The sequence below is a fragment of the Pseudomonas sp. GOM6 genome, from assembly GCF_029537485.1.
In the GTDB taxonomy this organism is placed as follows: domain Bacteria; phylum Pseudomonadota; class Gammaproteobacteria; order Pseudomonadales; family Pseudomonadaceae; genus Aquipseudomonas.
The window spans coordinates 24970-48566 of the sequence record NZ_JARPUS010000001.1 but is presented as its reverse complement, the minus strand read 5'-3'; the positions used below and the strand labels follow the sequence as shown (position 1 = coordinate 48566).

Genomic DNA, 23597 nt, shown 5'->3' with positions numbered 1-23597 from the left:
GTCACTTCTCCTCGGCCTGCTTGAGCTCAAGCACTTCTTTCGGCGTCACCATGTCGTTCATGGCGTTACCCCAGGCATTGCGCTCGTAGGTGATGACGGCGGCGATATCCACTTCCGACAGTTGCTTGCCGAAGGCCGCCATGGAGGTGCCCGGCTTGCCGTGGAAGACGATATCCAGGTGCCCCTCTTTCGGCCCGATGGCAATCGGTGAGCCCTTGAGCGCCGGGAACATCGGCGGCATGCCCTGGCCCTCGGCCTGGTGGCAGGCGGCGCAGCTGGTTTTGTAGACTTTCTCGCCACGCTCGACCAACTCTTCCAGCGTCCACTCCTTGCTGGTCAGCTCCTTGAGTTTGGCGGCCTCTTCCTTGCGTAAGGCCAGCCATTCGGCGAAGTCTTCCTTGCTCTTGGCCTCCACCACCACCGGCATGAAACCGTGGTCCTTGCCGCACAGCTCGGTGCACTGGCCACGGTAGATGCCCGGCTCGTCGATGCGCGTCCAGGATTCGTTGACGAAGCCGGGAATGGCGTCCTTCTTCACCGCCAGCGCCGGTACCCACCAGGAGTGAATCACGTCAGCCGCGGTAATCAGGAAGCGCACCTTGGTGCCGACCGGCACCACCAGCGGCTCATCCACCTCCAGCAGGTAGTGCTCGTCCTTCTCAGCCTTGTTGTGGATCTGCTCGCTGGGCGTGGCCAGGTTGCTGAAGTATTCGACGTCCTGACCCAGATACTTGTAGTGCCACTTCCACTGGTAGCCGGTGATCTGGATATCCAGCTCGGACTCGGAGGTGTCGTAAATATCGATCAGCGTCTTGGTGGCCGGGATGGCCATGACCACCAGGATGGCGAAGGGGACGACGGTCCAGAGAATCTCGACCGTGGTGCTCTCATGGAAATGGGCCGGTTCCTGGCCGGTGGAGCGGCGGTGGATCAGCATCGACCAGAACATCACGCCGAATACCACCACGCCGATCACCACACAGATCCAGAAGATGATCATGTGCAGATCGAAGACGGTACGGCTGACCTCGGTGACTCCGGGCGCCATGTTCACCGTCCAGGCGGCGTGCGCCGAGCCGAATACCAGCCACAGCATGAAGCCCATCCAAACGCGTGGATGTCGCATCATCACGGGTTCCCCTCATTGTTCTTGTTATCCCGCCGGTCAAGCCTGCGGCTTAGGGATCGACCTTGCCGATACTGCTGGCCACCACTGTCGAAACCTCTCCGTGCCGTAGCCCGTCCGGTTCCATCAGGTAACGCCTTGCGAGTTCGAGTATAGACAGGGGAAGAGAGTGCACAACGCAGTCAGAAAAATAACGCCCGATTTCCGCTACCGCCTGCAGCCCTTGATTGACGCGGGCTGGACCGTATCAGGCGCTCTTTCATATAGCCCTTGCTCATAAACATTAACTAAATATGACAATCCGATCTTAGTCGTAGACCATGACCGACTAAGGTGAAGTCTCGCTTGCCTCATGTCCTTGTTTAGGAGCCGTCATGAACACACCCGCGCTGCGCCAGCAGATCCGTCTTGCCCTGGAGCAGGAAGCCGCCACGGGGCAGCTTGCACGTCAGCTGGAACAGCAGCTGAGCGGCCTGCACCCCAGCATCCAGTTGCCTGCCAGCGACGCCCATGGCGTACTGCAACGCTTCGTCAGGGCTTACGTCGAGCAGGTTCCTGATGTGCTCGATGCCGCCAATAGCGTCGCCCGTGATGCGGGGATCGAGGCGCAGGTGAAACCGGTGCTGAAACTGGCCGAGCAGTTTTTCCTCAGCCCACCGCCTCTCATGGAAGGTCACCATGGCCTGGATGCCCTGCTCGACGAGGCCTACCTGGCCCATCGCCTGGTGGAGGAGGTCAACGACCGCTACATCGCACACCTCGGCCAGCCGCTGATTCCGCTGGACACCACCGTGGCCAACGTAATCGCCCACCAACTGATCGGCGAGCCCTTCGCCAACCAGTTGGACGAAGCCGTCCACCATGCCCTGGACGGCATGCTGAACGAGAAGGTGTTCCGACAGGACTCCGTCCAGGAATACCGCGCCCGCCTGAGCAGCCCGAAAACCCTGGCTGCCTGGCAGAACTGGCCCTGCCTGTCGCGGCAGCTGGGTGTGGAGCTGGGGCTGCCGGCCTGAGCCGCCGCGCCGCTTGCCCAACCCCGAGGCACGCCGCACCTGACTGGTGCGGCAAGCCAAACGAAGCACCCTCCACCTGAGTCCCCGCTACTTCCCCGCACTACCAAGCTATGTTGCTGATTTTGATCGGTAACTGTCGCCAAGCCTTCACATTTCTCTGGCAGCCTCGCGTACAGCAGCTCAGATCAAAGCAACTATCTGCGAGTTGGTACGCTCTGTGCTGAACCCCCTATGCCCGCTCAGTGGATGAGACGGACAACCGGATTGCGACCAACAGCAAGCCTGCAACCGCGAGGGTGCAAAGGAGCAACAGGATGGAGACGGGAAGCTCACGCAGTACCTTCTGGTATCTGCTGCAATGCAAGCCACGCCAGGATGGTCGGGCTGCCCTCAATTTGCAGAATCAGGGTTATCAAGTCTTTAACCCGCAGATTCGTCGCGAGTCGACAGGGGCGACGCGCCGGCCGGAAGCCACCGAGCCGCTGTTCCCAGGCTATCTCTTCATTCGCCTGGCCGAGCAGGATAACTGGGCGCCGTTGCGCTCGACACGAGGCGTCAGCCGGGTGGTGAGCTTCAACAACATCCCGGCCAGGGTGACGGACGAAATGATCGCCGGTATCGAGGAGCGTTGCCGGCAGCCGCTCGTTCGCAAACCTCACGCAGCGGGCGACCGGGTGCTCATCACCCAAGGCCCGCTGCAGATGCTGGAAGGCATCTTCCTGTCCATGAACGGACAGCAGCGCGTACTGATTCTGTTGCAGTTGCTGAATCGCAAACAGCCGGTGCAGTTACCGATAGACCACATAAGAAGCGCCTGATCGCTTCACCCAAAGCCTGTGGATGTCAGCAGTCGTAGTTCCCGAAGGCTAGCAGTGAGCCCCCATAGCAGGGGCGACGCAGTAGCACATTAACCGCTTTCACTTGCCAGCTTCGTTCTCAGGGGACTGACGATCAACCTTGGGGCGGTAGCGTGCCTGAAAGCCAACGGGCCAGACGCCTGAAGGAGCTGTATTCCATGCGCACACTGATCCTCTCCCTCTCTCTCGCGGCAGTCACGCCACCCCTGGCTGCAGACCCGCAGACCACCCAGGCGCTCATCGCCGCAGGCGTGACCATGACGCCCGAGCACGCACAGGCGATCGACGGGGCCACACCCGAGCAGCTGTTGCAGGTCATCGCCGAGCTGGTGGCTGCCACGCCGGCCAAGGCCGCCCTGGTCGCCGAGGTGCTCATCACCCGCCAGCCCGAGCAGGCCGCGGCGATCACCCGGACGCTGGGCCTGGCAGCCCCCGCTCAGCGCAATGCCATCTTCATTGCCGCGCTGCTGGCCGCCCCCGAGCAATCCGCCCTGATTGCCGAAACCCTCTCCGAACTGGCGCCCACCGCCACCGGTGACGAGGCGCCCACCTTTGCCGCACTGGCAGGGGCGCCCTCGGGCGCCGAATCTGGCACCGGTGGCAGCAGCGGCGACGCGCGCCTGGCCGCCAGCCCCAACTGATCTTTCTGTCAGACGCCAGCTAAGGATTCGCCATGCGTCTCTGCGGTCTACTCACGGCCTGCGCCATCGGCAGTACCACGCCCGCCTGGGCCATTACCCCGAAGAACTTCGATGTCCACGGCCTGGACTTCGTCCCCACCCTGGAGGTGCAGGAGAGCTACGACGACAACTTCCGCGCGCTCAGCGAGGATGTCGAGTCGTCCTGGATCACCACCCTGAAACCGGCCTTCAGCCTCACCGCCGAAGACCGCAACAGCGCCTACCGGTTGAGCTACCAGGCCGTCAGCGAGCACTACCATAGCGCCGCGGATGCCAGTAACACCGATCACGATGCCAAGCTGGAAAGCATCCTCGCCTTCGACGCGCGCCAGCGCCTGCACCTGGAAGCCGGTTACAAGCGTCAGGAAGACACCGCCTCCACCGCGGTCAACCGCGAAAACGACAAGTACCACAGCAGCCGTTTTTCCGGGCGCTACGACTACGGTGCCCGGACCGCGATCAACCAGCTCAGCCTGGCCGTCAGCCAGGAGCGCCTGCGCTACGACAACAGCGGCGAGATCAATGCCGACAAGGACCGCGACACCCTGGCCCTGACCGGCACCTGGACGCACGCCCTAGGCGGCAGCACCCGGGCCCTGCTGGAGCTGCGCCACAGCGATTTCGACTACACCCTGGCCGACAGCCGGCGCAACAGCACCAACCAGGCATTGCTGGCCGGTGCCACCTGGGAAGCCACGGCCCGCACCACCGGCAAGGTCCGCATCGGCTACGAGCAGAAGGACTTCGATGATCCGCGGGTCGACGACCTCGACAGCCCCATGTGGGAAGTCGGTCTGGACTGGGCGCCGCGCACCTACTCCGTGTTCACCCTCAATGCCCGCCGGGCCTTCGACGAAGGCGACGACGGCTCCGATGCGGTGAAAACCACCAGCACCGAGCTGCTCTGGCGGCACGAATGGACCAGCCGCCTGAGCAGTAACCTCAGCTTCGGTCTCAGCCGCCAGGTCTACGAGGGCCAGGAGCGCGACGACGACATCAGCAGCGCCAGCCTCAGCCTGACCTATGCCGTGCGCCGCTGGCTCGACATCAGCCTCGGCTACCGCTACCGCAAGAACGATTCCTCGGTCGAGCTGGAAAGCTACGAGCGCAACATCTACCTGCTCAGTCTCACCGGCAGCTTCTAGTGCCGATAGCCCGCGAGAACGACATGTCACTTCCACGCCTGTTTCTTCTGCTCGGCCTGCTGCTGGCCCAGCCGCTGCTGGCCGATAACGCGAGCCGCTACCACCTGGCCTCCGGCGATGTGATCCGCATCAACGTGTTCGGCGAGCCCGACCTCAGCTTTGCCGAAATCCGCCTCAACGACACCGGCACCTTCTCCTACCCCTTCATCGGACAAGTGCAGGCACGCGGCAAAACCGCGGGCGAAGTCGAACGCCTGATCACCGAACAGCTGCGCGACGGCTATCTGGTCGACCCCAAGGTCACGCTCAGCGTCATCACTTACCGCGAGTTCTACATCAGCGGTGAAGTGCAGAAGCCTGGCGGCTACCCCTACCAGCCCGGCCTCACGCTGGACCGCGCCATTGCCCTGGCCGGCGGTATGACCGAGCGCGCCTCGACCAACCGCGTGACCATCACACGCAGCAGCGGCGAATCGCGCCAGATCGAGAAAGCCAATCTCGATACCGCCATCCTGCCGGGCGACACCATCACCATCGACCAGGGTTTCTTCTGACTCATGGACCATAGCCGCAGCCTCATCATCGATCGCACACTGGCGAACCGCGCCACGCCCGAGGACGACGACAGCATCGACCTGCTCAGGTTGTGGCGTACCGTCTGGCGGGCGAAGTGGAACATTGGCGCCTTTGTCGTCACCGTCACCATGCTCGCCGTGCTGCTGGTGCTCAACATGACGCCGCAGTACCAAGCCGGCGCCACCCTGCTGATCGAAGAGCGCAACCCCAAGGTGCTGTCGTTCCAGCAGATGTACGACTCCGCTGCCAGCGGCGGCAGCGAATACCTGCTGACGCAGCTCGGCCTGCTGCAATCACGGGCCCTGGCCGAACGCGTGGTCGACAAGCTGGACCTGGACCAGCACCCGCTGTTCGATCCGCGGCAGCAGCCGCAACCGGCATTCGACCCGCGCGCCTGGCTCAAGAGCGCGCAGCTGTCCCAGCTGCTCCCCGGCGCCACGCCGCAAGAGCTGGAGCCGGAACCGACTATCAGCGACGAAATGGCCTTCACTGCCGCCACTTACGCGCTGAGGCAACGGATCAACGTCAACGCCGTCGGCAAAAGCCAGCTGATCTCGGTGGGCGTCGAACTGCCGGACGCGCAACTGGCGGCTCAGGTCGCCAACGCCCTGGCCGAAAGCTTCATCGAAAGCCAGCTGGAGGCCAGCATGAATACAGCGCTGGCCACGGCCGGCTGGATGAACAACCGCCTGGAAGAGCTGCGGGAAAAACTGCAGAACGCGGAGAACGCACTGCAGGCCTATCGCGAGCAGGAAGGCCTGGTGGATGTCGACGGCGTGTCCACCATCAGCGCCAACGAACTGGCCCTGACCAGCAATCGCATGATCGATGCCCGGCGCCAGCGGGCCGAGGCGGAAAGCCAGTACCGTCAGGTGCAATCCCTGGCGCGCGGTGACCTGGACCGAGCGGCCAGTGAGCCCGCCGTGCTGGGCAACCCGCTGATCCAGCAGTTCAAGGCCGATCAGGCACGGGCACAGGCCAAGGTCGAGGAGCTGTCGCGGCGCTACGGCGAGAAGCACCCGACCATGCTCGCCGCGCGTTCGGAGCTGGCCGCGGCCACCTCAAGCCTGCGCGAGCAGGTCAAGCAGGTGGTGGCCGGTATTGAACGCAACTACCAGCTGGCGGTGGCCAACGAGAATTCCCTGCGCCAGTCCTATGACCGCAACAAGGTGCAGATCCAGGAAATCTCCCGCAAGGAATTCAAGCTGCGCGAGCTGCAGCGCGACGTCGACAGCAACCGCACCCTCTATGAAACCTTCCTCACCCGCCTGAAGGAAACCGCGGCCACCTCGGACATCGACTCGGCCAATGCGCGCATCATCGACCACGCCATGCCGCCACTGCGCCCGGCCAAGCCGCGCAAGAGCCTGATCGTAGCGATCGCCATCGTTCTCGCCAGCATCGTCGGCGTCGGCCTGACCCTGCTGCTCGAAGCCCTGAACAACACCTTCAAGTCCCCGGAGGACGTCGAGACCAAACTCAACGCACCGGTACTTGGCATCGTGCCGCTGGTGCCAAGAAAGCATCGCCACAAGGTGATGCACCTGTTCGAGCAGGACGCCGACAAATACTTCTGCGAGTCGATCCGCACCCTGCGCACCAGCCTGGTGCTGTCGGCCATGGACACGCCACGGCCCATCGTGCTGGTGACCTCCAGCCTGCCCGACGAGGGCAAGAGCACCGTGGCCACCAACCTGGCCAGTTCCATGGCGCACCTGGAAAGCGTGCTGCTGGTCGACGCCGACCTGCGTCGCCCAACCCTGGCGCGCAACTTCGACCTGCCGGTCGGCACCCCCGGCCTGGCCAACCTGATCGCCGGCACGGCAACCCTGGACGAATGCCTCAAGCGCATCGGCAACATCGACGTCCTGCCCGCCGGCATGGTGCCGCCCAACCCGCTGGAGCTGCTGTCCTCGCCACGCCTGGCGCAGCTGCTGGAAACCCTCAAGGGGCGTTACCAGCGCATCATCATCGATTCACCACCGACCCAGGCGGTCAGCGACACCCTGCTGCTGGCCACCCACTCCAGCGCGCTGATCTATGTCATTCGCGCGCACAGCACGCCGATACCGCTGGTGCAAAAAGGCGTCGGTCAGCTGCTGCAGAACAACGCCCCGGTGACCGGCATGGTGCTCAACCAGGTCAATCTGAAATCCGCCGGCAAATACAACTACGACTACGCCAAGCACTACAGCGCCTACGCCGCCAGCGCGCCGAGCAACTGATGATCGACCTGCACACGCACCTGCTGCCCGGGCTCGACGATGGCGCGCCGGATCTTGCCAGCGCGCTGGAGATGGCACGCTTCGCCGCGGCCTGCGGCACCACCCACCTGATGTGCACGCCGCACCTGCACCTGGGTCGCTACGACAACTGCGCCGCCGGCATAGCCGCGACGCTGGCGCGCTTTACCGACGCCCTGGCCGACGCCGGCATCGCCCTGCAGGTCAGCGCCGCAGCCGAGGTCCGTTTCGACAGCGAACTGATGCCCCTCGCCCTGGCCGGCAAGCTGCCTTGCCTGGGGTACTGGCAGGGTCGCCAACTGCTCCTGCTGGAACTGCCGCACAGCCATGTGCCGGCCGGCACCATCCAGCTGGCGCGCTGGCTCATGGAGCATGGCCTGCAGCCGATGATCGCCCACCCCGAGCGCAACAAGGGCCTGATGAGCCGGCCGGAGCAGCTGCGACCGCTGCTGCAACTGGGCTGTCCGCTGCAGGTCACCGCCGGCTCGCTGACCGGCCGCTTCGGTGAGAGGGCCCAGGCGCTGGCCGAACGCCTGCTGCTGGAAGGCCAGATCACCGTACTGGCCAGCGATGCCCACAACCTCACGGTACGCCCGCCCAACCTGCTGCCCGGACTGACCGCCGCCATCCAGCTGGTGGGCGAGCCGGCGGCCCGGCGCCTGGTCGAGGACAACCCATGGCGAATCACCGAGACGCATTTCAGCCAGAGCGCCGCCTGAGTACCACGCCGAGCTACGTCCGCCACGTCAGGCCGCCCATTCCCGCCTCGCCCCTGCAGCGTCTGGTGCTGGTGGCGGTGGCCGCGCTGGCACTGGCGATGCTGGCACTGGCGCTGCGCATGCTCGACGCGACGCTTGCCGCAAGCCGCAGCGAGCAGTACCTGCAGCACTGGCAGCGGCAGGCTCGCGAGCCCGCGGCGCAGGCCTGGCAGGCGGCCTTCAGCGCCGCCCAACGGGCCGTGGAGCGCTATCCGGTGGCCAGCGGTCGCTACCTGGACCGCCTCGGCCAGGTACAGGCCTGGCGTCACATGCAACAACCCGTCGGCGCCCTGCTGGCCGCCGAGTCACGCCGCGCCGCCCTGGAGGCCTACCAGCGCGCGCTGGCAGTCAGGCCGACCTGGCCCAACACCTGGGCCCGTGTGGCCCACACCTACTACGCCCTGGGCGACACGTCGGCGTCCTTCGTCCAGGCACAGGAGCAAGCCAATCGGTTGGGCCCCTACCGCCCGGCCGTGCAGGGAGAGCTTGCCAGCATCGGCCTGCGCAACTGGCCGCAGCTGAGCGCTACACAACGCGTCACCACCCTCGAATCGGCGCACCGGGTTCTCAACGGGCGCACCGATGCAGCTCGAGATCTACTCGATCTGGCCCAGACCCTGGGCCTGCAGGACGTGCTCTGTCACGGCGCCCCGCCTGCGGCGGCCGCGCTGTGCAAATACCGAGGTATACGCATATGACGTCGCAACACAGCATCCTCATGGCCAATCGACGCGGACTGACCTTCTGGGGGCAGTGGCTCGCCGCCATGCTCATGACCAACCTGGTGCTCGGCGCTCTGGTGATGTGGCGCTTTGCCGAGCTGCCCAGCGAGTATCGCCTGCTCAGCGTACTGACCATCCTGGGTTCAGTGCCCTGCTACGGCCTGCTGCATGTCTACCACAAGCGCAACGGCATGCTGTCCGGCCTCGCCCGGCTGCTGGCCGCATGGGTGCTGCTGCTCGGCGGCCTGCTGATCATGAGCTATGCGACCAAGACCACCGACAACTACTCCCGCGAACTGATGTTCACCTGGGCCGTGCTCGGCTTCCTGGTGCAGGCCTGTACCTACCTGCCGCTGCACATGCTCACCCGCCTGCATTCACGCAGGCTGCGCAAGGACCGCCGCTCGGTGATCGTCGGCACCGGCGGGCTGGCCCAGGAGCTGGCGAAGAAGCTGACCCACCCCAATCGCGTGCCGCTGGTCGGGCTGATCGCCACCGAGCCGGGACAGGACCGCGGCGAAAGCGAACTGCCGGTACTGGGCAGCCTGGTCAACCTGCGCGCGATCATTGCCCGCCAGCAGATCCGCCGGGTCTACATCGCCCTGCCGCTCGACGAGATCAGCCATATCGAAGGCATCTATATCGACCTGCTCGACATGGGCGTGGACGTGGTCTGGATTCCCGACTTCGGCAGTATGCTGCTGCTCAACCAGTCGGTGGCCGAGATCGAGCACATGCCGGCGATCTATCTCAACGAGAGCCCGCTCAGCTCGCACCCGGCCGCACTGTTCGCCAAGGAAGCCATGGAACGCAGCCTGGCGCTGCTCGCCATCATCCTGCTCAGCCCGGTGATGATCGCCACCGCGATCGCGGTACGCCGCTCCTCGCCTGGCCCGATCCTGTTCAAGCAGGAGCGGCACGGCTGGAACGGTGAAGTCATCAAGGTCTGGAAATTCCGCTCGATGCGCCTGCACGACGACAGCGAGGTCAAGCAGGCCACCCGCCACGATGATCGTGTTACCCCGGTCGGTCGCTTCATCCGCCGCACCTCGATCGACGAGCTGCCGCAGCTGTTCAACGTGCTGTTCGGCGAGATGGCCCTGGTCGGCCCCCGCCCGCACGCGGTAACCCACAACATGTATTACACCGACAAGATTCGCGCCTACATGGCCCGCCACCGGATCAAGCCCGGCATCACCGGCCTGGCGCAGATCACCGGCCACCGCGGCGAGACCGAGACCGTCGACAAGATGCAGCAGCGGGTCAACCAGGACCTCAACTACATCAACCAGTGGTCGCTGTGGCTGGACATCAAGATCCTGATCAAGACGCCGTTCAGCCTGCTGTCGAAAAACATCTACTGAGCGCACGGACGCCACCTCATGGATGCCTTGCCCATCGTCGCCTTCTGGGCCCTTGCACTCTACGGTCTGCTCGGCAAACCCACGGTGTTGCTGTACCTGTTCTTCGGCTCGATGCCGTTTGGTGCATTTGCCGTGGTGCCGCCGCAGCTCACCTCCGGGCTGACGCTGACGCCGACCCCCATGGTGGTGGTGCTGATCATCCTGCGCACCCTGGGCAGCCTGGTGGGCATGCGTTTCTTCCTGCAGTCGGCATTGAGCCCGCGACGCGCGCTGCTGCTGTTCCTGTTCTGGATCGTGGCGCTGTTCACCACGCTGTTCATGCCGTTTCTGTTCTACGGCGAAGTCAACGTGATTCCCATGCGCCGGCTGCTGCCCACCGATGGCATTCCGCTGGAGCCCGGCGCGCAGAATTTCTCCCAGATGATCTACCTGAGCCTCTCGATTCTCGCCGTGTTCGCCTTTACCCGCCTGCTGCTCCGGGCCGATGCCCTGCAGACCGCACTCCGGGCCATGTGCCTGGGCGCGGCACTGGTGGTGCTCACCGGGCTGCTCGACTACGCCAGCCTGTATGTCCCCATCAGCCCGCTGCTCGAGCCTTTCCGCACGGCGAGCTACGTCCTGATGACCGAGGTGGAGATGTTCGGCGGCAAGCGCGTGGTGGGCCTGATGCCGGAGGCCTCGACCTACGGCAGCCTGTGCATCACCTTCCTCGGGCTGATGTACTTCCTGCGCCACACGATGGCCGACCGCTTTCTGCGCGAGAAGGCGGCACCGGCGCTGGTGGCACTGCTGCTGATGTCCGTCTGGCTGTCGACCTCGTCTTCGGCCCTGGTCGGGCTCGGCGTGTTCGGTCTGGTGGCGCTGGCCGAGTGGGCCTGGCGCAAAAGCCATGCCCAGGCCCTGGGCAATCGCGGGCTGGGTTTCGAATTCTGGGGGGCGCTGGCGGCGCTGTTCGTGCTCGGCATGGTGGTGGCATTGCAGCCGGGGCTGCTCGACCCCGCCGTCCAAAAGCTCAATGAAATGGTGTTCAACAAGACCCAGACGTCCTCGTACGAGGAGCGCACCATGTGGACTGCAGTCGGCTGGAAAGCACTGGCCGATACCTACGGACTGGGCGTTGGCGTCGGCTCGTCGCGCACGTCCAGTTTCGTCGCGGCCGTGTTCAGCAATACCGGTGTACTGGGCGGCGTGCTGTTCTTCACCTTTGTCGCCCAGGTCTTGCTACGGCCACTGCCGCGTGATGCCGAGCGCCTCAGTCGCTCGCTCATGGTGGGCGTGCGCTGCTGCTTCCTGCCGGCCTTCATCGTCGCCCTGCTGGCCGGCACCTCAGCGGATTTCGGCAGCACCAATGCCTTTCTCTTCGGCATGGCGCTCGCGGTGACGATTCACTGCGCACGGCTTCATCGCCTGCGCATCGCCGAGCATCTGGCGCACATCACTCGCCCGCGCACGCACGCCCTGGGTGTCGCACCATGACCAGCCAGCCCAAACTGCGCCCCAGCACCGGCTCGCGCATGGACTTCATCTTCGTCTATGCCGCCTACGTGCTGCGCTATGTCTATCTGCTGCTGCTGATTCCCTTCTACGGCCGCGTGCTGGGCGTCGAAGGCTACGGCGTGGTGCTGGCCGCCATGTCGCTGATGACCATCTGCTGGCGCTTCGTCGAGTGGGGCTTTTCCCAGGTCGGCATTCGCGAACTGGCCACCGCCGGGCCGGAACGCTACGCGCAGCTCTACGGTCAGCACCTCAGCGCACGCGGGCTGCTCTCGCTGCTGGCGGTGCTGGGCGGCGGCGCGGCCATCCTGCTGTCGCCGACGCTGGCGGCACACCCGGTGGCCGGCATCGCCAGCGTGGCACTGGGGGTGGTCTGCGCCTACAACCTGGGCTGGTACTTCGTCGGCACCGGTCGTCCGCGCATGGGCGTCAAGCCCGAGGTGCTGGGCTTCGTCATCAGCCTGACGCTGGTGTTTAGCCTGGTACAGGACGAAGACGACGCCGACCTGGCAATACTCGCGCTGCTGTGCTCCGGGGTGGTGTGCCTGGCAGTAGCCCATGGCTGGGTGCGCCAGGAAGTGCGCGGCGCCCGGCTGTCGGTGAGCAAGGGTTTCGAGCTGATCCGCTCTTCCGGCGCCGTCTTTCTGTTCACCGGCACCTCGGCATTGCTGGTGTCCTCGTCCACCTACCTGCTGAGCATTCTTTCCACGCCGGCCGAGGTGGGTACCTTCGGCGCCGCCGAGCGCCTGGTGGCGGTCGGCCTGAGCGTGATGGGGCCGGCCGGGCAGATCTTCCTGCCGCGTATCACCGCATTGCTGGCCGACGATGTCGACGCCGCCTATCGCCTCATCCGCAAGGCCAGCCTGCTGCTGCTCGGTATCGGTTTTGCCGGCCTCGCCGGCAGCCTGCTGCTGGGGCACTGGGTGATTCCGCTGATCTTCGGCCCCGGCTTCGAGAACAGCGTACGCATGCTGCATTACCTGGCACTGCTGTTCCCGCTGGGCGCGGCCAACCTGCTGCTGAGCAGCTACATCCTCATTCCGCTGCGCAAGGACGGCCTGCTGGCCAAGGTCGTGCTGCTCGGCGCGGGCATCAGCCTGCTGCTGGCCTTCCCGCTCGGCAGCCAGTACGCCGGGATGGGCATGGTGGTGGCACGGGTGGTGGGTGACTCAATCGTGTTCCTCGGCCTGCTCGGCTGCTGCTGGAAACTGGGCATCCTCGCCCGCCTGTTCAACCTCAGACACTGACGGACTCTCCATGAAGGCATTCATCGTCATCGCAACCAAAGGGCGTGCCAAAGAGACCTACGTATTGCTCGACTACCTGCAGCGGCAGACGGCAAGCCCCGTCCACGTCGTGGTAGTCGGCAGCGAAGAACGCGACGTCGAAGGGCTGAGCGAGCATCCCAGCGTCGCTACGGGCGACACCAGCATCCTGCTCGCCCGCGCCGGCCTGACCCTTCAGCGCAATGCCGGCCTCGAGGCGCTGCGCGAGCACACCGCGGGCCTGGCCGCCGAGGACTGGTTCGTCACCTTCTACGACGACGATTTCCGCCCGGCCGACGACTGGCTGGCCAGCGCGGCCGTGGCCATGCAGGCGGATCGGCAGCTGGTGGGCATCACCGGCAACGTGCTGGCCGACGGCGTGGGCAGCGAGTTCGGCGTCTCGGAAGCCGATGCCCTCGCCTACCTGGCGGGCAGCAAGCCGCCCGAGCCGCACTGGTCCAGCGCCACCAGCATCAAGCCGCAGACCGGTCTGTACGGCTGCAACATGGCGTATCGCGGCACGGTCGCCCGCGCCCTGCGCTTCGACGAGAACCTGCCGATGTACGGCTGGCAGGAGGACTTCGACTATTCCAGCCGCGCCCGCCAGTTCGGCCACCTGATCCTGCTGCCCACCTGCAAGGGCGTCCATCTGGGCGTGAGTACCGGCCGCACCAGCGGCGTGCGCTTCGGCTATTCGCAGATCGCCAACCCGATCTTCCTGCTGCGCAAGGGCACCATGAGCTGGCAATCGGCGCTGCGCCTGATGACCCGCAACGTGCTGGCCAATCTGGTCAAGACCCTGCTGCGGGTGCAGATCAAGGACTTCCCCGGGCGCCTGCGCGGCAACCTGATTGCCAGCCGCGACCTGCTCAGCGGCAACCTCCACCCGCTGCGCGCCCATGACATCTGACCCACCCCACACCCAACGGTCGCCTGTGTCCCCGACCTCCGGGGATGCCCGCACCGCTCATCCCAAGGAGACAGGTATGGCGAGAGGCACAGCGTCACCAATGGACTGCACCAGCAACATTGGTATCGATGGCGATGCCTTGCGTAAACCGCTTTCCGGCGTTGGCCAGTACGTGTTCAATCTCTGCCGAGAGCTCGACGAGTTGCTGCCCAGAGCGCACTTCTTCGTCTATACGCGCCTGGCACCGGAGCAGATCGCGCTGCCGTCGGAGCGTTGGACGGTGCGCCGGGAACATGTTGCCCTGCTGCGCAAGCTGCCATCGTTCATCTGGCTGAAGACCCGTGGCGCCAGGCTGGCACGCCAGGACCGCCTGGACGTGTTCTGGGCGGGCCGCACCATCCACCCCGGGCGCGGCAGTGCCCTGCGCATCGCCGCCACCGTGCACGACCTGAATCATCACCTGGTACCTGGCACCATGGAGCGCGCCACCCGCTACTCGCACTTCGCCTGGTTCGACCGCGACGTGCGCAGCGCCGATATCGTCATGACCAACTCCAAGGGCACCTCGGATCGCTTGTCGCACTGGGTGGGCAGGGCCGCCGACCAGGTGATCTACCCCGGCGTACGCAGTGACTTCAGCCCGCTGGATAGCACCCTGCGCCAGTGCGCCGAAGATGCCCTTCGGCCGCTGGGCATCGTGCCGCCGTACATCCTCGCCGTGTCGACACTGGAGCCGCGCAAGAACATCGGCGCGCTGGTGGAGGCCTTCATCAACCTGCGCCGACGTGGCGCCCTGGAGCAGCACAAGCTGGTGCTGGTGGGGGCGCGCGGCTGGCAGAACCAGAGCCTGGCCAAAACCATCGAAGCCAATGCCGCGCTCGGCATCGTCCTGCCGGGCTATGTGCCGGACGACATGATGCCCGGCGTGTTCTCCCTCGCCGACGTGCTGGTCATGCCATCGCTCTACGAAGGGTTCGGCATGCCGGTGCTGGAAGCCCGCGCCGTGGGCACCCCGGTCATCGTTTCCGACATTCCCGAACTCAGGGAGGCGGCGGGCGGTCAGGCCCGTGCCCTGGCGACCAGCGCGGCGGAAATCGAAAACGCCTTGCTCAAGCACCTGTTGCCACCGCACGGGCCAATGCCTGCCGTGCGGGGCGAGATCCAGAGCTGGCGCAGCTCGGCGATTCTCATGTCCCACCTGTTGGTCACGGCCTGAACGCCTGATCTGTCGACCCTCCACACTCGCCTTCCGGACATTCCCATGCTCAAGCCCGCACTCAAGTACGTTTGGCGCAACTTCGGCATTCGCGACAAATACCTGGACGTGAAGTACCAGGCCCTGTTGAAGGAGTGGCACCTCGACAAGACCGCTCCCGCCTGGCCACGCCCCGAGGGCGATCCGGTGGTGCTGATCATTCCGCCGGACCCGGCGCTGCTGATTGCCTCCAAGGGCGACGAGGCGATGATCAGCGTGACGCTGGCGCATTTCCGCAACCAATGGCCGAACGTGCGCTTCCTGGTTGCCACCGCCGGCGACGAAGCCGATGCCAACGCCCGCCGCCTGGATACCGAACCGGTGCGCGTGCTGGACGAGCCGCTGAGCCTGCGCCAGTCCCTCGCGCTGCTGCAGGGGCGCAACCTGCGTGCCTGCGTCACCATCGGCGCGGACGTGCTGGACGGCAGCTACAGCCAGGCCTTTTCCGGCAAGTTGCTGATGCTCACCGGCATGCTCGCGCGGCGCGGGGTGGAGACCATCGTCACCGGTTTCAGCGTCAGTGAGCGGCCCTATCCCAAGCTCAGGTTCCTGCTCGACGAATTCAGCGACAACGTGGTGTTCAACCTGCGCGACCCGGTGTCCTTCAGCCGCTTCAAAATGCTCACCGGCGCCAGGGCCAGCCTGGTGGCCGACGTCGCCTTCCTCCTGCAGCCGCAGCATGACAGCGAAGCGGCGCGCGCGGCGCGACTCTGGTGCAACGGCCAGCATGCCGCCGGGCGCAAGGTCATCGGCCTCAACCTGCACCCGCTGCTGCTCGACCTCAAGGAACGCCACAACATTCACCGGGTGGTGGCGAACTTCATTCAGGTCGCCAAAGGCATGATTCACCGCCACGACGTCAGCGTCGTGCTGCTCGACCATGACTTTCGCGGCGACTCCGCCGACTACCACTGCCTCGACCAGGTCGAACTGGAGCTGCGCGAGGAGCTGCCGGAGCGCGTGTTTCGCTCGCCGGACCGCCTGAGCGCGGCCGAGCTGAAGGCCGTGGCCAGCTACCTGGACGGCATTGTCAGCGGCCGCATGCACCTGATGATCGCCTCCTGCGGCGCCGGCACGCCGGTCTTCGGCATCGAGTACAAGGGCAAGATGGGCGGCCTGATGAAGCACTTCCAGCTCGACGTGGCCCACCTCTCCAACGCCGCCGAGATCATGGACGTGCCTGAGGCGTTCAGCTTCAAGCTGGATCGCTTCCTCGACAACCTCGACCTCTGCCGGCAGCAGCTGCTGGACAACAGCGCCGAGATTCATCGCCTCGCCTCGCTCAACTTCGCCCACCTCAGCTGACAGGATGTTTGCCTGTGGTCTACGTCAACGCCCGTTTCCTGACCCAAGCCCTCACCGGCGTGCAGCGCTATTCGCTGGAGATCAGCCTGGCGCTGCGCGAGCTGGTGCCGGCGATCCGCTTCGTCGCCCCGCACAACATCGTCCAGCACGAGATGGCCGCGGCGCTTGGCGTGGAGTGCATCGGCACACGCACCGGCCATGCCTGGGAGCAGATCGACCTGCCGCGGTTTCTGCGCCGGCAGGGCTCGCCACTGCTGGTCAACCTGGCCAACACCGCGCCGCTGCTGTACCGCAACAAGATCACCACGCTGCACGACATCGCCTTCGAGCGCTTTCCCGAGAACTTCTCCTGGAAGTTCCGCCTCGCCTATCAGCTGGCCACGCCCCTGACCGTGCGCCACTCGCTGAAGGTGCTCACCGTCAGCGAGTTCTCCAAGAAGGAGATCTGCGACCTCTACGGCACCGCGCCGGGCAAGGTGGTGGTGGTGCCCAACGCGGTCTCGGCGGCCTTTCGCCCGCGGCAGAGCGCGGCCGCCGAGCCCTACGTGCTGGCAGTGTCGTCGATCAACCGGCAGAAGAACTTCCACGGCCTGGTCGACGCCTTCAGTCGCATGGAGCGCACCAGTCACAAGCTCTACATCGTCGGCTCGCTGAACCGCAACTTCGCCGACCCCGAGCTGCTGCACAAGATCGAGGCCGACCGCCGCATCAAGCTGCTCGGCCGGGTCACCGACGAGGAGCTGATCACCCTCTACAGCAATGCCAGCGCCTTCGCCTATCCATCGTTCTACGAAGGCTTCGGCCTGCCGCCGCTGGAGGCCCAGGCCTGCGGCTGCCCGGTGCTGGTGGCCGATGCCGCCAGCCTGCCGGAAGTGTGCGGCGATTCGGCGCTGTACTGCTCGCCGGCCGATACCGACGACATCGCCCGACAGATTGACCGCCTCATCTCCAACCCGGACCTCGCCCAGGCCCTGCGCGAGAAAGGCCACGCCAACATCACGCGCTACAGCTGGGAAAAGTCCGCCACTCGCCTGCTTCAGGTCATACGGGAGCTCCAATGAAAGTCGCGATCATTCACTACTGGTGGCTCAGCAACCGCGGCGGCGAAGCCGTGTGCGCGGCGCTCGCCGAGCTGTTTCCCGATGCCGATCTGTACCTGCACGTGTGCAACGAGGAGGTGGTGCGCCAGGCCCTGCCGGACAACTTTCGCGGCAGCATTCGCACGACCTTCATCGCGCGCCTGCCCGGTGCCCGCAAGCATTACCAGAAGTACCTGCCGTTCATGCCGCTGGCCCTGGAGCAGCTCGACCTCAGCGCCTACGACCTGATCCTCAGCAGCGAATCCGGCCCGGCCAAGGGCGTGATCACCCGCCCGGATGCCACCCACATCTGCTACTGCCACTCGCCCATGCGCTACGTCTGGGACATGTACCACGAGTACCTGGCCACCGCGGGGCGCCTGGTGCGCACCCTGTTCCCGCTGGTCGCCCACTGGCTGCGGGTGTGGGACCGCCAGTCGGCGGACCGGGTCGATCACTTCATCGCCAACTCCAGCTTCGTCGCCTCGCGCATCCACAAGTTCTACCGCCGCGAGGCCGAGGTGATCTTCCCGCCGGTGAACACCGGCGAGTTCAGCCCACAGGAAGACCGTGGCGACTTCTACCTGTGCCTCGGCCAGCTGGTGGCCTACAAGCGTGCCGATCTGGCGGTGGAGGCCTTCAACGAACTGGGGCTGCCACTGATCGTGGTCGGCGAGGGCGAGCTGTTCGAGCGCCTGCAGAAAACCGCCAAGGCCAACGTGACCCTGATGGGGCGCCAGCCCTTTGCGGTGATCCAGGACCTGCTGCAGCGCTGCAAGGGCCTGATCTTTCCCGGCATGGAGGACTTCGGCATCGTCCCGGTCGAGGCCATGGCCGCCGGCGCACCGGTGATCGCCTATGCCAAGGGCGGCGCCCTGGAAACGGTGATCCACGGCCGCACCGGCATTCTCTTCAACGAGCAGAGCCGCGAGGCGCTGATCCAGGCCGTGCGCCAGCTGGAAGCCGGCGTTTTCCATTTCAGCCCGCAACTGCTGCACGAACACGCCGCCACCTTCGCCAAACCCCTTTTCAAACAGCGGATCAAGACCTTCATCGACGAGGCTCTGAGCAGTACTACCGCCCCGACCCACCGCCCGCACCACCTTCTCGCCAGCGCGCGTACTGCCGACTAACCGAAACCTGGAGGTTCAACCATGTTGCTTCCCATCGTCATGGCGGGAGGGTCCGGCTCGCGCCTGTGGCCGCTGTCGCGCCAACTCAACCCCAAGCAGTTCCTGGCTCTGGCCGACGGCCAGCTCTCCATGTTGCAGGCCACGCTCCAGCGTCTCGACGGGCTGGAGACCGCCCAGCCGATGCTGATCTGCAACGAGCAGCATCGCTTCCTCGCCGCCGAACAGCTGCGCCAGCTGGGCCTGGACAACTTCACCATTCTGCTCGAACCGGTGGGGCGCAACACCGCGCCGGCCCTGGCCCTGGCCGCCCTGCAGGCGGTCGAGGCAGTGGACGATCCGCTGCTGCTGGTACTGGCCGCCGATCATCTGATCCAGGACACCGGCGCCTTCCGCGCCAGCATCGAGCAGGCGGTGCCGCTGGCCGTGGACGGCAAGCTGGTCACCTTCGGCATCGTCCCCAGCCATGCGGAAACCGGTTACGGCTACATCAAGCGGGGCGCCGCGCTGGGCAGCGGCTTCAGCGTCAGTCGCTTCGTCGAGAAGCCGGATGCCGCCACCGCCAACGGCTACCTGGAAAGTGGCGAGTACTACTGGAACAGCGGCATGTTCCTGTTCCGCGCCAGCCGCTACCTGCAGGAGCTGGAGCGCTTCCAGCCGGAAATCCTGCACGCCTGCCGCAAGGCGCTGATCGGCAGCCAGCGCGATCTCGACTTCATCCGTATCGACAGCGTCGCCTTTGCCACCTGCCCGGATGACTCCATCGACTACGCCGTGATGGAGCGCACCGCCGAGGCCGCCATGGTGCCGCTGGACGCCGGCTGGAGCGATGTCGGTTCCTGGTCGGCGTTGTGGGAAGTCGGCGCCAAGGACGCCGACGGCAACCTGCTCAAGGGTGATGTGCTGGCCCACGACAGCCACAACACCTACGTGCATGCCGACAGCCGCCTGGTCACCACCCTGGGCGTCGACGACCTGGTGATCGTCGAAACCAAGGACGCCCTGCTGGTGGCGCACCGCGACAAGGTGCAGGAGGTGAAGAAGATCGTCGATCGCCTGCGCCAGGACGGCCGCAACGAGCCGATCAACCACCGCGAGGTGTATCGCCCCTGGGGCCTGTATGACTCGATCGACAACGGCACCCGCTACCAGGTCAAGCACATCACCGTGAAGCCGGGGGCCAAGCTGTCCGTGCAGATGCACCACCATCGCGCCGAACACTGGATCGTGGTCAGTGGTACGGCCAAGGTCACCAACGGCGAGAGCACCATTCTGCTCACCGAGAACCAGTCGACCTACATCCCGGTAGGCCAGGTGCACGCCCTGGAGAACCCCGGGGTGATTCCCCTGGAGCTGATCGAAGTGCAGTCCGGCAGCTACCTGGGCGAGGACGACATCGTGCGCTTCGAAGACCGCTATGGCCGGGTCGCCGCGAACCCCGCTCCGGCCGAGACCATCAAGGCCTGAGCGGATCCTGGGTTCACTGGAGGAATGGAATCATGAGCTGTGCCGTGATCTTTGGAGGTTCGGGCTTCATCGGCGTGTTCTTCGCCCGCCAGCTGCTGGGCGAGGGCCGCTTCGACAGGATCTATCTGTACGACCGCGAACAGGTGGCGGACAAGCCATTTCCCTACCGCCGCCGGCTGGTGCAGGAGGAGCCGCGCATCGTCGAGGTGCGCGGCGACGTGCGCCAGCCCATCGACTGGCAACCGAGCGAGACGGTCGCGCTGATCGCCAACTTCGCCGCGGTGCACCGCGAACCGGGGCATGAGGATTTCGAGTACTACGAAACCAACCTGCTGGGTGCCGAACACGTCTGCGCCTGGGCCGAGCGCGTTGGCTGCGAGGACCTGATCTTCACCAGCTCCATCTCGCCCTACGGCCCGAGCGAGCAGGAAAAGGACGAAACCACCCTGCCGGTACCCGCCACCGCCTACGGTGGCTCCAAGCTGGCCGCCGAGAAGATCCACCAGGCCTGGCTGGCCGCCGACCGGGAACGCCGCCATCTGGTGATCGTGCGCCCTGGCGTGGTGTTTGGCGCCGGCGAGGGCGGCAACGTATCGCGCCTGGTGCGGGCCGTGCTGCGGCGCTACTTCTTCTACATGGGCAACCGCGACACCCGCAAGGCCGGCACCTACGTGAAGGAGCTGTGTGCCGCCATGTCCTGGGTCCTGCAGCAGCAGAAGGAACAGGGCCGCCACCTGTCGCTGTTCAACATGACCATGAATCCCGGACCCTCCATCGAAGAGTACGTCGAGGCCGTGTGTGCGGTGGCCGGGGTACAGCGCTCGGTGCCGGCGATTCCCTACCCGCTGCTGCTGACGGTGGCCTACAGCATCGACCTGGTGGCCAAGCCCCTGGGCATCAAGCACCCCTTCAGCCCGGTGCGCATCCGCAAGCTGGTGCGCTCCAACAACATCCTCCCCGGCTTTCTCGTGGCGCAGGGCTACCCCTATCAGTACAGCCTGTCTTCCGCCCTGGCCGACTGGAAAACCAGCTGCCCCGAAGAATGGCGCTAAGGCGCCGTCCGCTCCCTCCACCACCACGGACTTCGATCATGAGCATGCAGATTCTCGTGACGGGTGCGGCCGGCTATATCGGCTCGCACACCGCCCTCGCCCTGCTCGAGGCAGGCTACGAGGTACTGGCCTACGACAACCTGAGCAACAGCTGCGCCGAGTCGCTGCGCCGGGTCGAGCAGATCAGCGGCAAGCGCATCACCTTCATCGAGGGCGACATCCGCGATCGTGAGCGGCTCGATGCCCTGTTCGTCGAGCACCGGATCGGCGCGGTGCTGCACTTCGCCGGTCTCAAGGCGGTCGGTGAAAGCGTGCGCATGCCGCTGGAGTACTACCAGAACAACGTCGCCGGCAGCCTGACCCTGTTCCAGGCCATGGCCCATGCCGGCGTGTTCCGCCTGGTGTTCAGTTCATCGGCCACGGTCTACGGCGAGCCTGAGCAGATGCCGATCCGCGAGGACTTTCCCACCGGCCAGCCCACCAACCCCTATGGTCGCTCCAAGCTGATGGTGGAGAACCTGCTGCGCGATCTCGCGACCGCCGACCCGCGCTGGAGCATCGCCCTGCTGCGCTACTTCAACCCCATCGGCGCCCATGCCAGTGGCCTGCTCGGCGAAGCGCCGAACGGCATCCCCAACAACCTGCTGCCCTACCTCAGCCAGGTGGCCATCGGCAAACTGCAGACCCTGTCGGTGTTCGGCGCCGACTACCCAACCCCGGACGGCACCGGCGTGCGCGACTACATCCATGTGGTCGACCTGGCCGATGGCCACATCAAGGCGCTGGAGGCGCTGGGCGAGAAGCCGGGCATCCATATCTGGAATCTGGGCACCGGTACCGGCTACAGCGTGCTGCAGATCATCCGGGCCTTCGAACAGGCCAGCGGCAAGGCCGTGCCCTATCAGGTGGTCGAGCGGCGCTCGGGCGACATCGCCGAGTGCTGGGCCGACCCGTCCAAGGCCGCGCAGGAGCTGCAGTGGCAGGCCAAGCGCGACCTGACCCAGATGATGGCCGACACCTGGCGCTGGCAAACCAGCAACCCCGAGGGCTACGCCTCCTGACGCCCACGCCGTCGCCCCGCCGGGGCGGCGCCCCGTCTCACCTCCATGACGAAGCCCGCGCATGCTAGACAACGTCAACTGGATCAGGGGCATCGCTGCCGCCATGATCGTCTTCATTCACATGGCCGACGATTTCGACTATCAGCTGAACGACTCGCAGAGGCTTCTGCTCGACCTCCTGGTCAAGAGCTCGACCTGCATCTTCGTTGCGATCTCGGGCTTCTTCTTTCAGCTCAACAGCGGTAAGTACCGCTATGGCAGCTACCTAGCGAAAAAGCTCAACAACGTCATCATTCCCTATGTCCTCATCTCGCTGCCGGCGGTCGCACTATTCCTGCTGAAACTGAAGACCGAGCACGTGTGGATCGACATACAGACGTTCTACACCTGGCCCATGCTAGCCCAGTTTGTCTTTCTGCTAGCCACTGGCGCCCACCTCGGACCGCTCTGGTTCATCCCGGCGCTGGCGCTGATCTACCTCTGCGCACCCCTGCTGTACTGGCTTTCCCGCAGGCGCGGATTCCCACTGATCGCCCTGCTGGGCATCTACCTGTTCGTCGCCACCGACCGCCCCGAGAACAATGCCAATCCCGTCATGGCGGCCGTCCACTTCATCCCCATCTATCTGCTGGGCATGCTGTTCTGCCAGTACCGCACCGCCATCCAGCAGCGTACCAGGCTGTACGCCTGGATCTTCGCCTTGCTGCTGCTCGCCCTGTCGCTGATGGCCGCCTACGACAAGAGCTACTTTGGCCTGCAAAAGTTCTGCGTGTTCGCCCTCCTCTACCTCGTGCTACTGCGCCAGCAGGAGTGGTTCTATCGGAACCCTTGGCTGGCGGACACCCTGTCGCTGGTCGGGGTGTACAGCTTCACCCTGTATTTCCTTCACGGCTACTTCGCCGGACGCTACCGGATGTTCGGTGAATACCTGCAGCCGGACACCTTCCCGCTCTATCTGTTGCAGCGCCTGCTGCTGACCCTGGCCACCATCGCCATCTGCATCGGCATCACCTATTGCGTCAAACGCGTCGCCAAGCAGCACAGCCGCCTCCTGATCGGCTCCTGACTCACCTGTCTCCCCTTTGCAACCCG

General features: G+C 65.3%; 21 protein-coding genes. 20 read left to right on the top strand and 1 reads right to left on the bottom strand.

Annotated elements, in window-relative coordinates; translation table 11 throughout:
• Position 1: 1 nt before the first annotated feature.
• Complete coding sequence (gene coxB / locus P7A97_RS00230; RefSeq protein ID WP_277687911.1) at positions 2–1129, bottom strand: cytochrome c oxidase subunit II; 1128 nt, start codon at positions 1127–1129, stop codon at positions 2–4.
• A 371-nt stretch (positions 1130–1500) separates the two neighbouring features.
• Here coxB and P7A97_RS00225 point away from each other — a divergent pair, with 371 nt between their 5' ends.
• From P7A97_RS00225 to P7A97_RS00130, 20 genes are all read left to right on the top strand, one after another.
• On the top strand, positions 1501–2142 hold the full coding sequence (locus P7A97_RS00225) for a hypothetical protein (protein WP_277687910.1): 642 nt from the start codon (positions 1501–1503) through the stop codon (positions 2140–2142).
• 314 nt (positions 2143–2456) lie between these two features.
• Positions 2457–2960 (top strand): transcription/translation regulatory transformer protein RfaH, encoded by a 504-nt coding sequence (gene rfaH / locus P7A97_RS00220; protein ID WP_277687909.1) that lies wholly within the window; start codon positions 2457–2459, stop codon positions 2958–2960.
• A 152-nt stretch (positions 2961–3112) separates the two neighbouring features.
• Positions 3113–3640 carry a hypothetical protein gene (locus tag P7A97_RS00215; RefSeq protein WP_277687908.1) on the top strand — a complete coding sequence of 176 codons (528 nt, stop codon included), beginning with the start codon at positions 3113–3115 and terminating at the stop codon, positions 3638–3640.
• A 32-nt stretch (positions 3641–3672) separates the two neighbouring features.
• Positions 3673–4824 (top strand): outer membrane beta-barrel protein, encoded by a 1152-nt coding sequence (locus P7A97_RS00210; RefSeq protein WP_277687907.1) that lies wholly within the window; start codon positions 3673–3675, stop codon positions 4822–4824.
• A 23-nt stretch (positions 4825–4847) separates the two neighbouring features.
• Positions 4848–5378, top strand: coding sequence for a polysaccharide biosynthesis/export family protein (locus P7A97_RS00205; RefSeq protein WP_277687906.1), 531 nt, complete (start codon positions 4848–4850; stop codon positions 5376–5378).
• A 3-nt stretch (positions 5379–5381) separates the two neighbouring features.
• A complete protein-coding gene (locus P7A97_RS00200) occupies positions 5382–7625 on the top strand; it encodes a polysaccharide biosynthesis tyrosine autokinase (protein WP_277687905.1) in 2244 nt (747 codons plus the stop codon).
• Positions 7625–8362, top strand: coding sequence for a CpsB/CapC family capsule biosynthesis tyrosine phosphatase (locus P7A97_RS00195; RefSeq protein ID WP_277687904.1), 738 nt, complete (start codon positions 7625–7627; stop codon positions 8360–8362). The genes P7A97_RS00200 and P7A97_RS00195 overlap by 1 nt, the downstream gene beginning before the upstream one ends.
• Positions 8320–9099, top strand: coding sequence for a hypothetical protein (locus P7A97_RS00190; RefSeq protein WP_277687903.1), 780 nt, complete (start codon positions 8320–8322; stop codon positions 9097–9099). The genes P7A97_RS00195 and P7A97_RS00190 overlap by 43 nt, the downstream gene beginning before the upstream one ends.
• The gene (locus P7A97_RS00185) at positions 9096–10487 is read left to right on the top strand and encodes an undecaprenyl-phosphate glucose phosphotransferase (RefSeq protein ID WP_277687902.1); all 1392 of its coding nucleotides are present in this window, start codon (positions 9096–9098) and stop codon (positions 10485–10487) included. Before P7A97_RS00190 ends, P7A97_RS00185 begins: the two co-directional genes overlap by 4 nt.
• A gap of 18 nt (positions 10488–10505) precedes the next feature.
• Positions 10506–11963 (top strand): hypothetical protein, encoded by a 1458-nt coding sequence (locus tag P7A97_RS00180; RefSeq protein WP_277687901.1) that lies wholly within the window; start codon positions 10506–10508, stop codon positions 11961–11963.
• Positions 11960–13228: an oligosaccharide flippase family protein gene (locus tag P7A97_RS00175; protein ID WP_277687900.1), complete on the top strand. Its 1269-nt coding sequence runs from the start codon at positions 11960–11962 to the stop codon at positions 13226–13228. Before P7A97_RS00180 ends, P7A97_RS00175 begins: the two co-directional genes overlap by 4 nt.
• Before the next feature lie 10 nt (positions 13229–13238).
• The gene (locus tag P7A97_RS00170; RefSeq protein ID WP_277687899.1) at positions 13239–14156 is read left to right on the top strand and encodes a hypothetical protein; all 918 of its coding nucleotides are present in this window, start codon (positions 13239–13241) and stop codon (positions 14154–14156) included.
• A gap of 76 nt (positions 14157–14232) precedes the next feature.
• Positions 14233–15372: a glycosyltransferase family 1 protein gene (locus tag P7A97_RS00165; protein ID WP_277687898.1), complete on the top strand. Its 1140-nt coding sequence runs from the start codon at positions 14233–14235 to the stop codon at positions 15370–15372.
• 45 nt (positions 15373–15417) lie between these two features.
• Positions 15418–16716 (top strand): polysaccharide pyruvyl transferase family protein, encoded by a 1299-nt coding sequence (locus P7A97_RS00160; protein WP_277687897.1) that lies wholly within the window; start codon positions 15418–15420, stop codon positions 16714–16716.
• Positions 16717–16730: 14 nt separating this feature from the next.
• Positions 16731–17777 carry a glycosyltransferase family 1 protein gene (locus tag P7A97_RS00155; protein WP_277687896.1) on the top strand — a complete coding sequence of 349 codons (1047 nt, stop codon included), beginning with the start codon at positions 16731–16733 and terminating at the stop codon, positions 17775–17777.
• On the top strand, positions 17774–18928 hold the full coding sequence (locus tag P7A97_RS00150; protein WP_277687895.1) for a glycosyltransferase: 1155 nt from the start codon (positions 17774–17776) through the stop codon (positions 18926–18928). Before P7A97_RS00155 ends, P7A97_RS00150 begins: the two co-directional genes overlap by 4 nt.
• A gap of 21 nt (positions 18929–18949) precedes the next feature.
• Positions 18950–20392, top strand: a complete 1443-nt coding sequence (locus P7A97_RS00145; RefSeq protein ID WP_277687894.1) for a mannose-1-phosphate guanylyltransferase/mannose-6-phosphate isomerase — start codon at positions 18950–18952, stop codon at positions 20390–20392.
• 32 nt (positions 20393–20424) lie between these two features.
• Positions 20425–21444, top strand: a complete 1020-nt coding sequence (locus tag P7A97_RS00140; RefSeq protein ID WP_277687893.1) for an NAD(P)-dependent oxidoreductase — start codon at positions 20425–20427, stop codon at positions 21442–21444.
• A gap of 44 nt (positions 21445–21488) precedes the next feature.
• Positions 21489–22505 (top strand): UDP-glucose 4-epimerase GalE, encoded by a 1017-nt coding sequence (gene galE, locus P7A97_RS00135; protein ID WP_277688360.1) that lies wholly within the window; start codon positions 21489–21491, stop codon positions 22503–22505.
• A 61-nt stretch (positions 22506–22566) separates the two neighbouring features.
• Positions 22567–23571 carry an acyltransferase gene (locus tag P7A97_RS00130; protein ID WP_277687892.1) on the top strand — a complete coding sequence of 335 codons (1005 nt, stop codon included), beginning with the start codon at positions 22567–22569 and terminating at the stop codon, positions 23569–23571.
• Positions 23572–23597: the final 26 nt, after the last annotated feature.

Coding starts and splice junctions, on each gene's coding strand:
- coxB (WP_277687911.1), bottom strand. CDS start 1,129: ATGATGCGACATCCACGCGTTTGGATGGGCTTCATGCTGTGGCTGGTA.
- P7A97_RS00225 (WP_277687910.1), top strand. CDS start 1,501: ATGAACACACCCGCGCTGCGCCAGCAGATCCGTCTTGCCCTGGAGCAG.
- rfaH (WP_277687909.1), top strand. CDS start 2,457: ATGGAGACGGGAAGCTCACGCAGTACCTTCTGGTATCTGCTGCAATGC.
- P7A97_RS00210 (WP_277687907.1), top strand. CDS start 3,673: ATGCGTCTCTGCGGTCTACTCACGGCCTGCGCCATCGGCAGTACCACG.
- P7A97_RS00205 (WP_277687906.1), top strand. CDS start 4,848: ATGTCACTTCCACGCCTGTTTCTTCTGCTCGGCCTGCTGCTGGCCCAG.
- P7A97_RS00200 (WP_277687905.1), top strand. CDS start 5,382: ATGGACCATAGCCGCAGCCTCATCATCGATCGCACACTGGCGAACCGC.
- P7A97_RS00195 (WP_277687904.1), top strand. CDS start 7,625: ATGATCGACCTGCACACGCACCTGCTGCCCGGGCTCGACGATGGCGCG.
- P7A97_RS00190 (WP_277687903.1), top strand. CDS start 8,320: ATGGCGAATCACCGAGACGCATTTCAGCCAGAGCGCCGCCTGAGTACC.
- P7A97_RS00185 (WP_277687902.1), top strand. CDS start 9,096: ATGACGTCGCAACACAGCATCCTCATGGCCAATCGACGCGGACTGACC.
- P7A97_RS00180 (WP_277687901.1), top strand. CDS start 10,506: ATGGATGCCTTGCCCATCGTCGCCTTCTGGGCCCTTGCACTCTACGGT.
- P7A97_RS00175 (WP_277687900.1), top strand. CDS start 11,960: ATGACCAGCCAGCCCAAACTGCGCCCCAGCACCGGCTCGCGCATGGAC.
- P7A97_RS00170 (WP_277687899.1), top strand. CDS start 13,239: ATGAAGGCATTCATCGTCATCGCAACCAAAGGGCGTGCCAAAGAGACC.
- P7A97_RS00165 (WP_277687898.1), top strand. CDS start 14,233: ATGGCGAGAGGCACAGCGTCACCAATGGACTGCACCAGCAACATTGGT.
- P7A97_RS00160 (WP_277687897.1), top strand. CDS start 15,418: ATGCTCAAGCCCGCACTCAAGTACGTTTGGCGCAACTTCGGCATTCGC.
- P7A97_RS00150 (WP_277687895.1), top strand. CDS start 17,774: ATGAAAGTCGCGATCATTCACTACTGGTGGCTCAGCAACCGCGGCGGC.
- P7A97_RS00145 (WP_277687894.1), top strand. CDS start 18,950: ATGTTGCTTCCCATCGTCATGGCGGGAGGGTCCGGCTCGCGCCTGTGG.
- P7A97_RS00140 (WP_277687893.1), top strand. CDS start 20,425: ATGAGCTGTGCCGTGATCTTTGGAGGTTCGGGCTTCATCGGCGTGTTC.
- galE (WP_277688360.1), top strand. CDS start 21,489: ATGCAGATTCTCGTGACGGGTGCGGCCGGCTATATCGGCTCGCACACC.
- P7A97_RS00130 (WP_277687892.1), top strand. CDS start 22,567: ATGCTAGACAACGTCAACTGGATCAGGGGCATCGCTGCCGCCATGATC.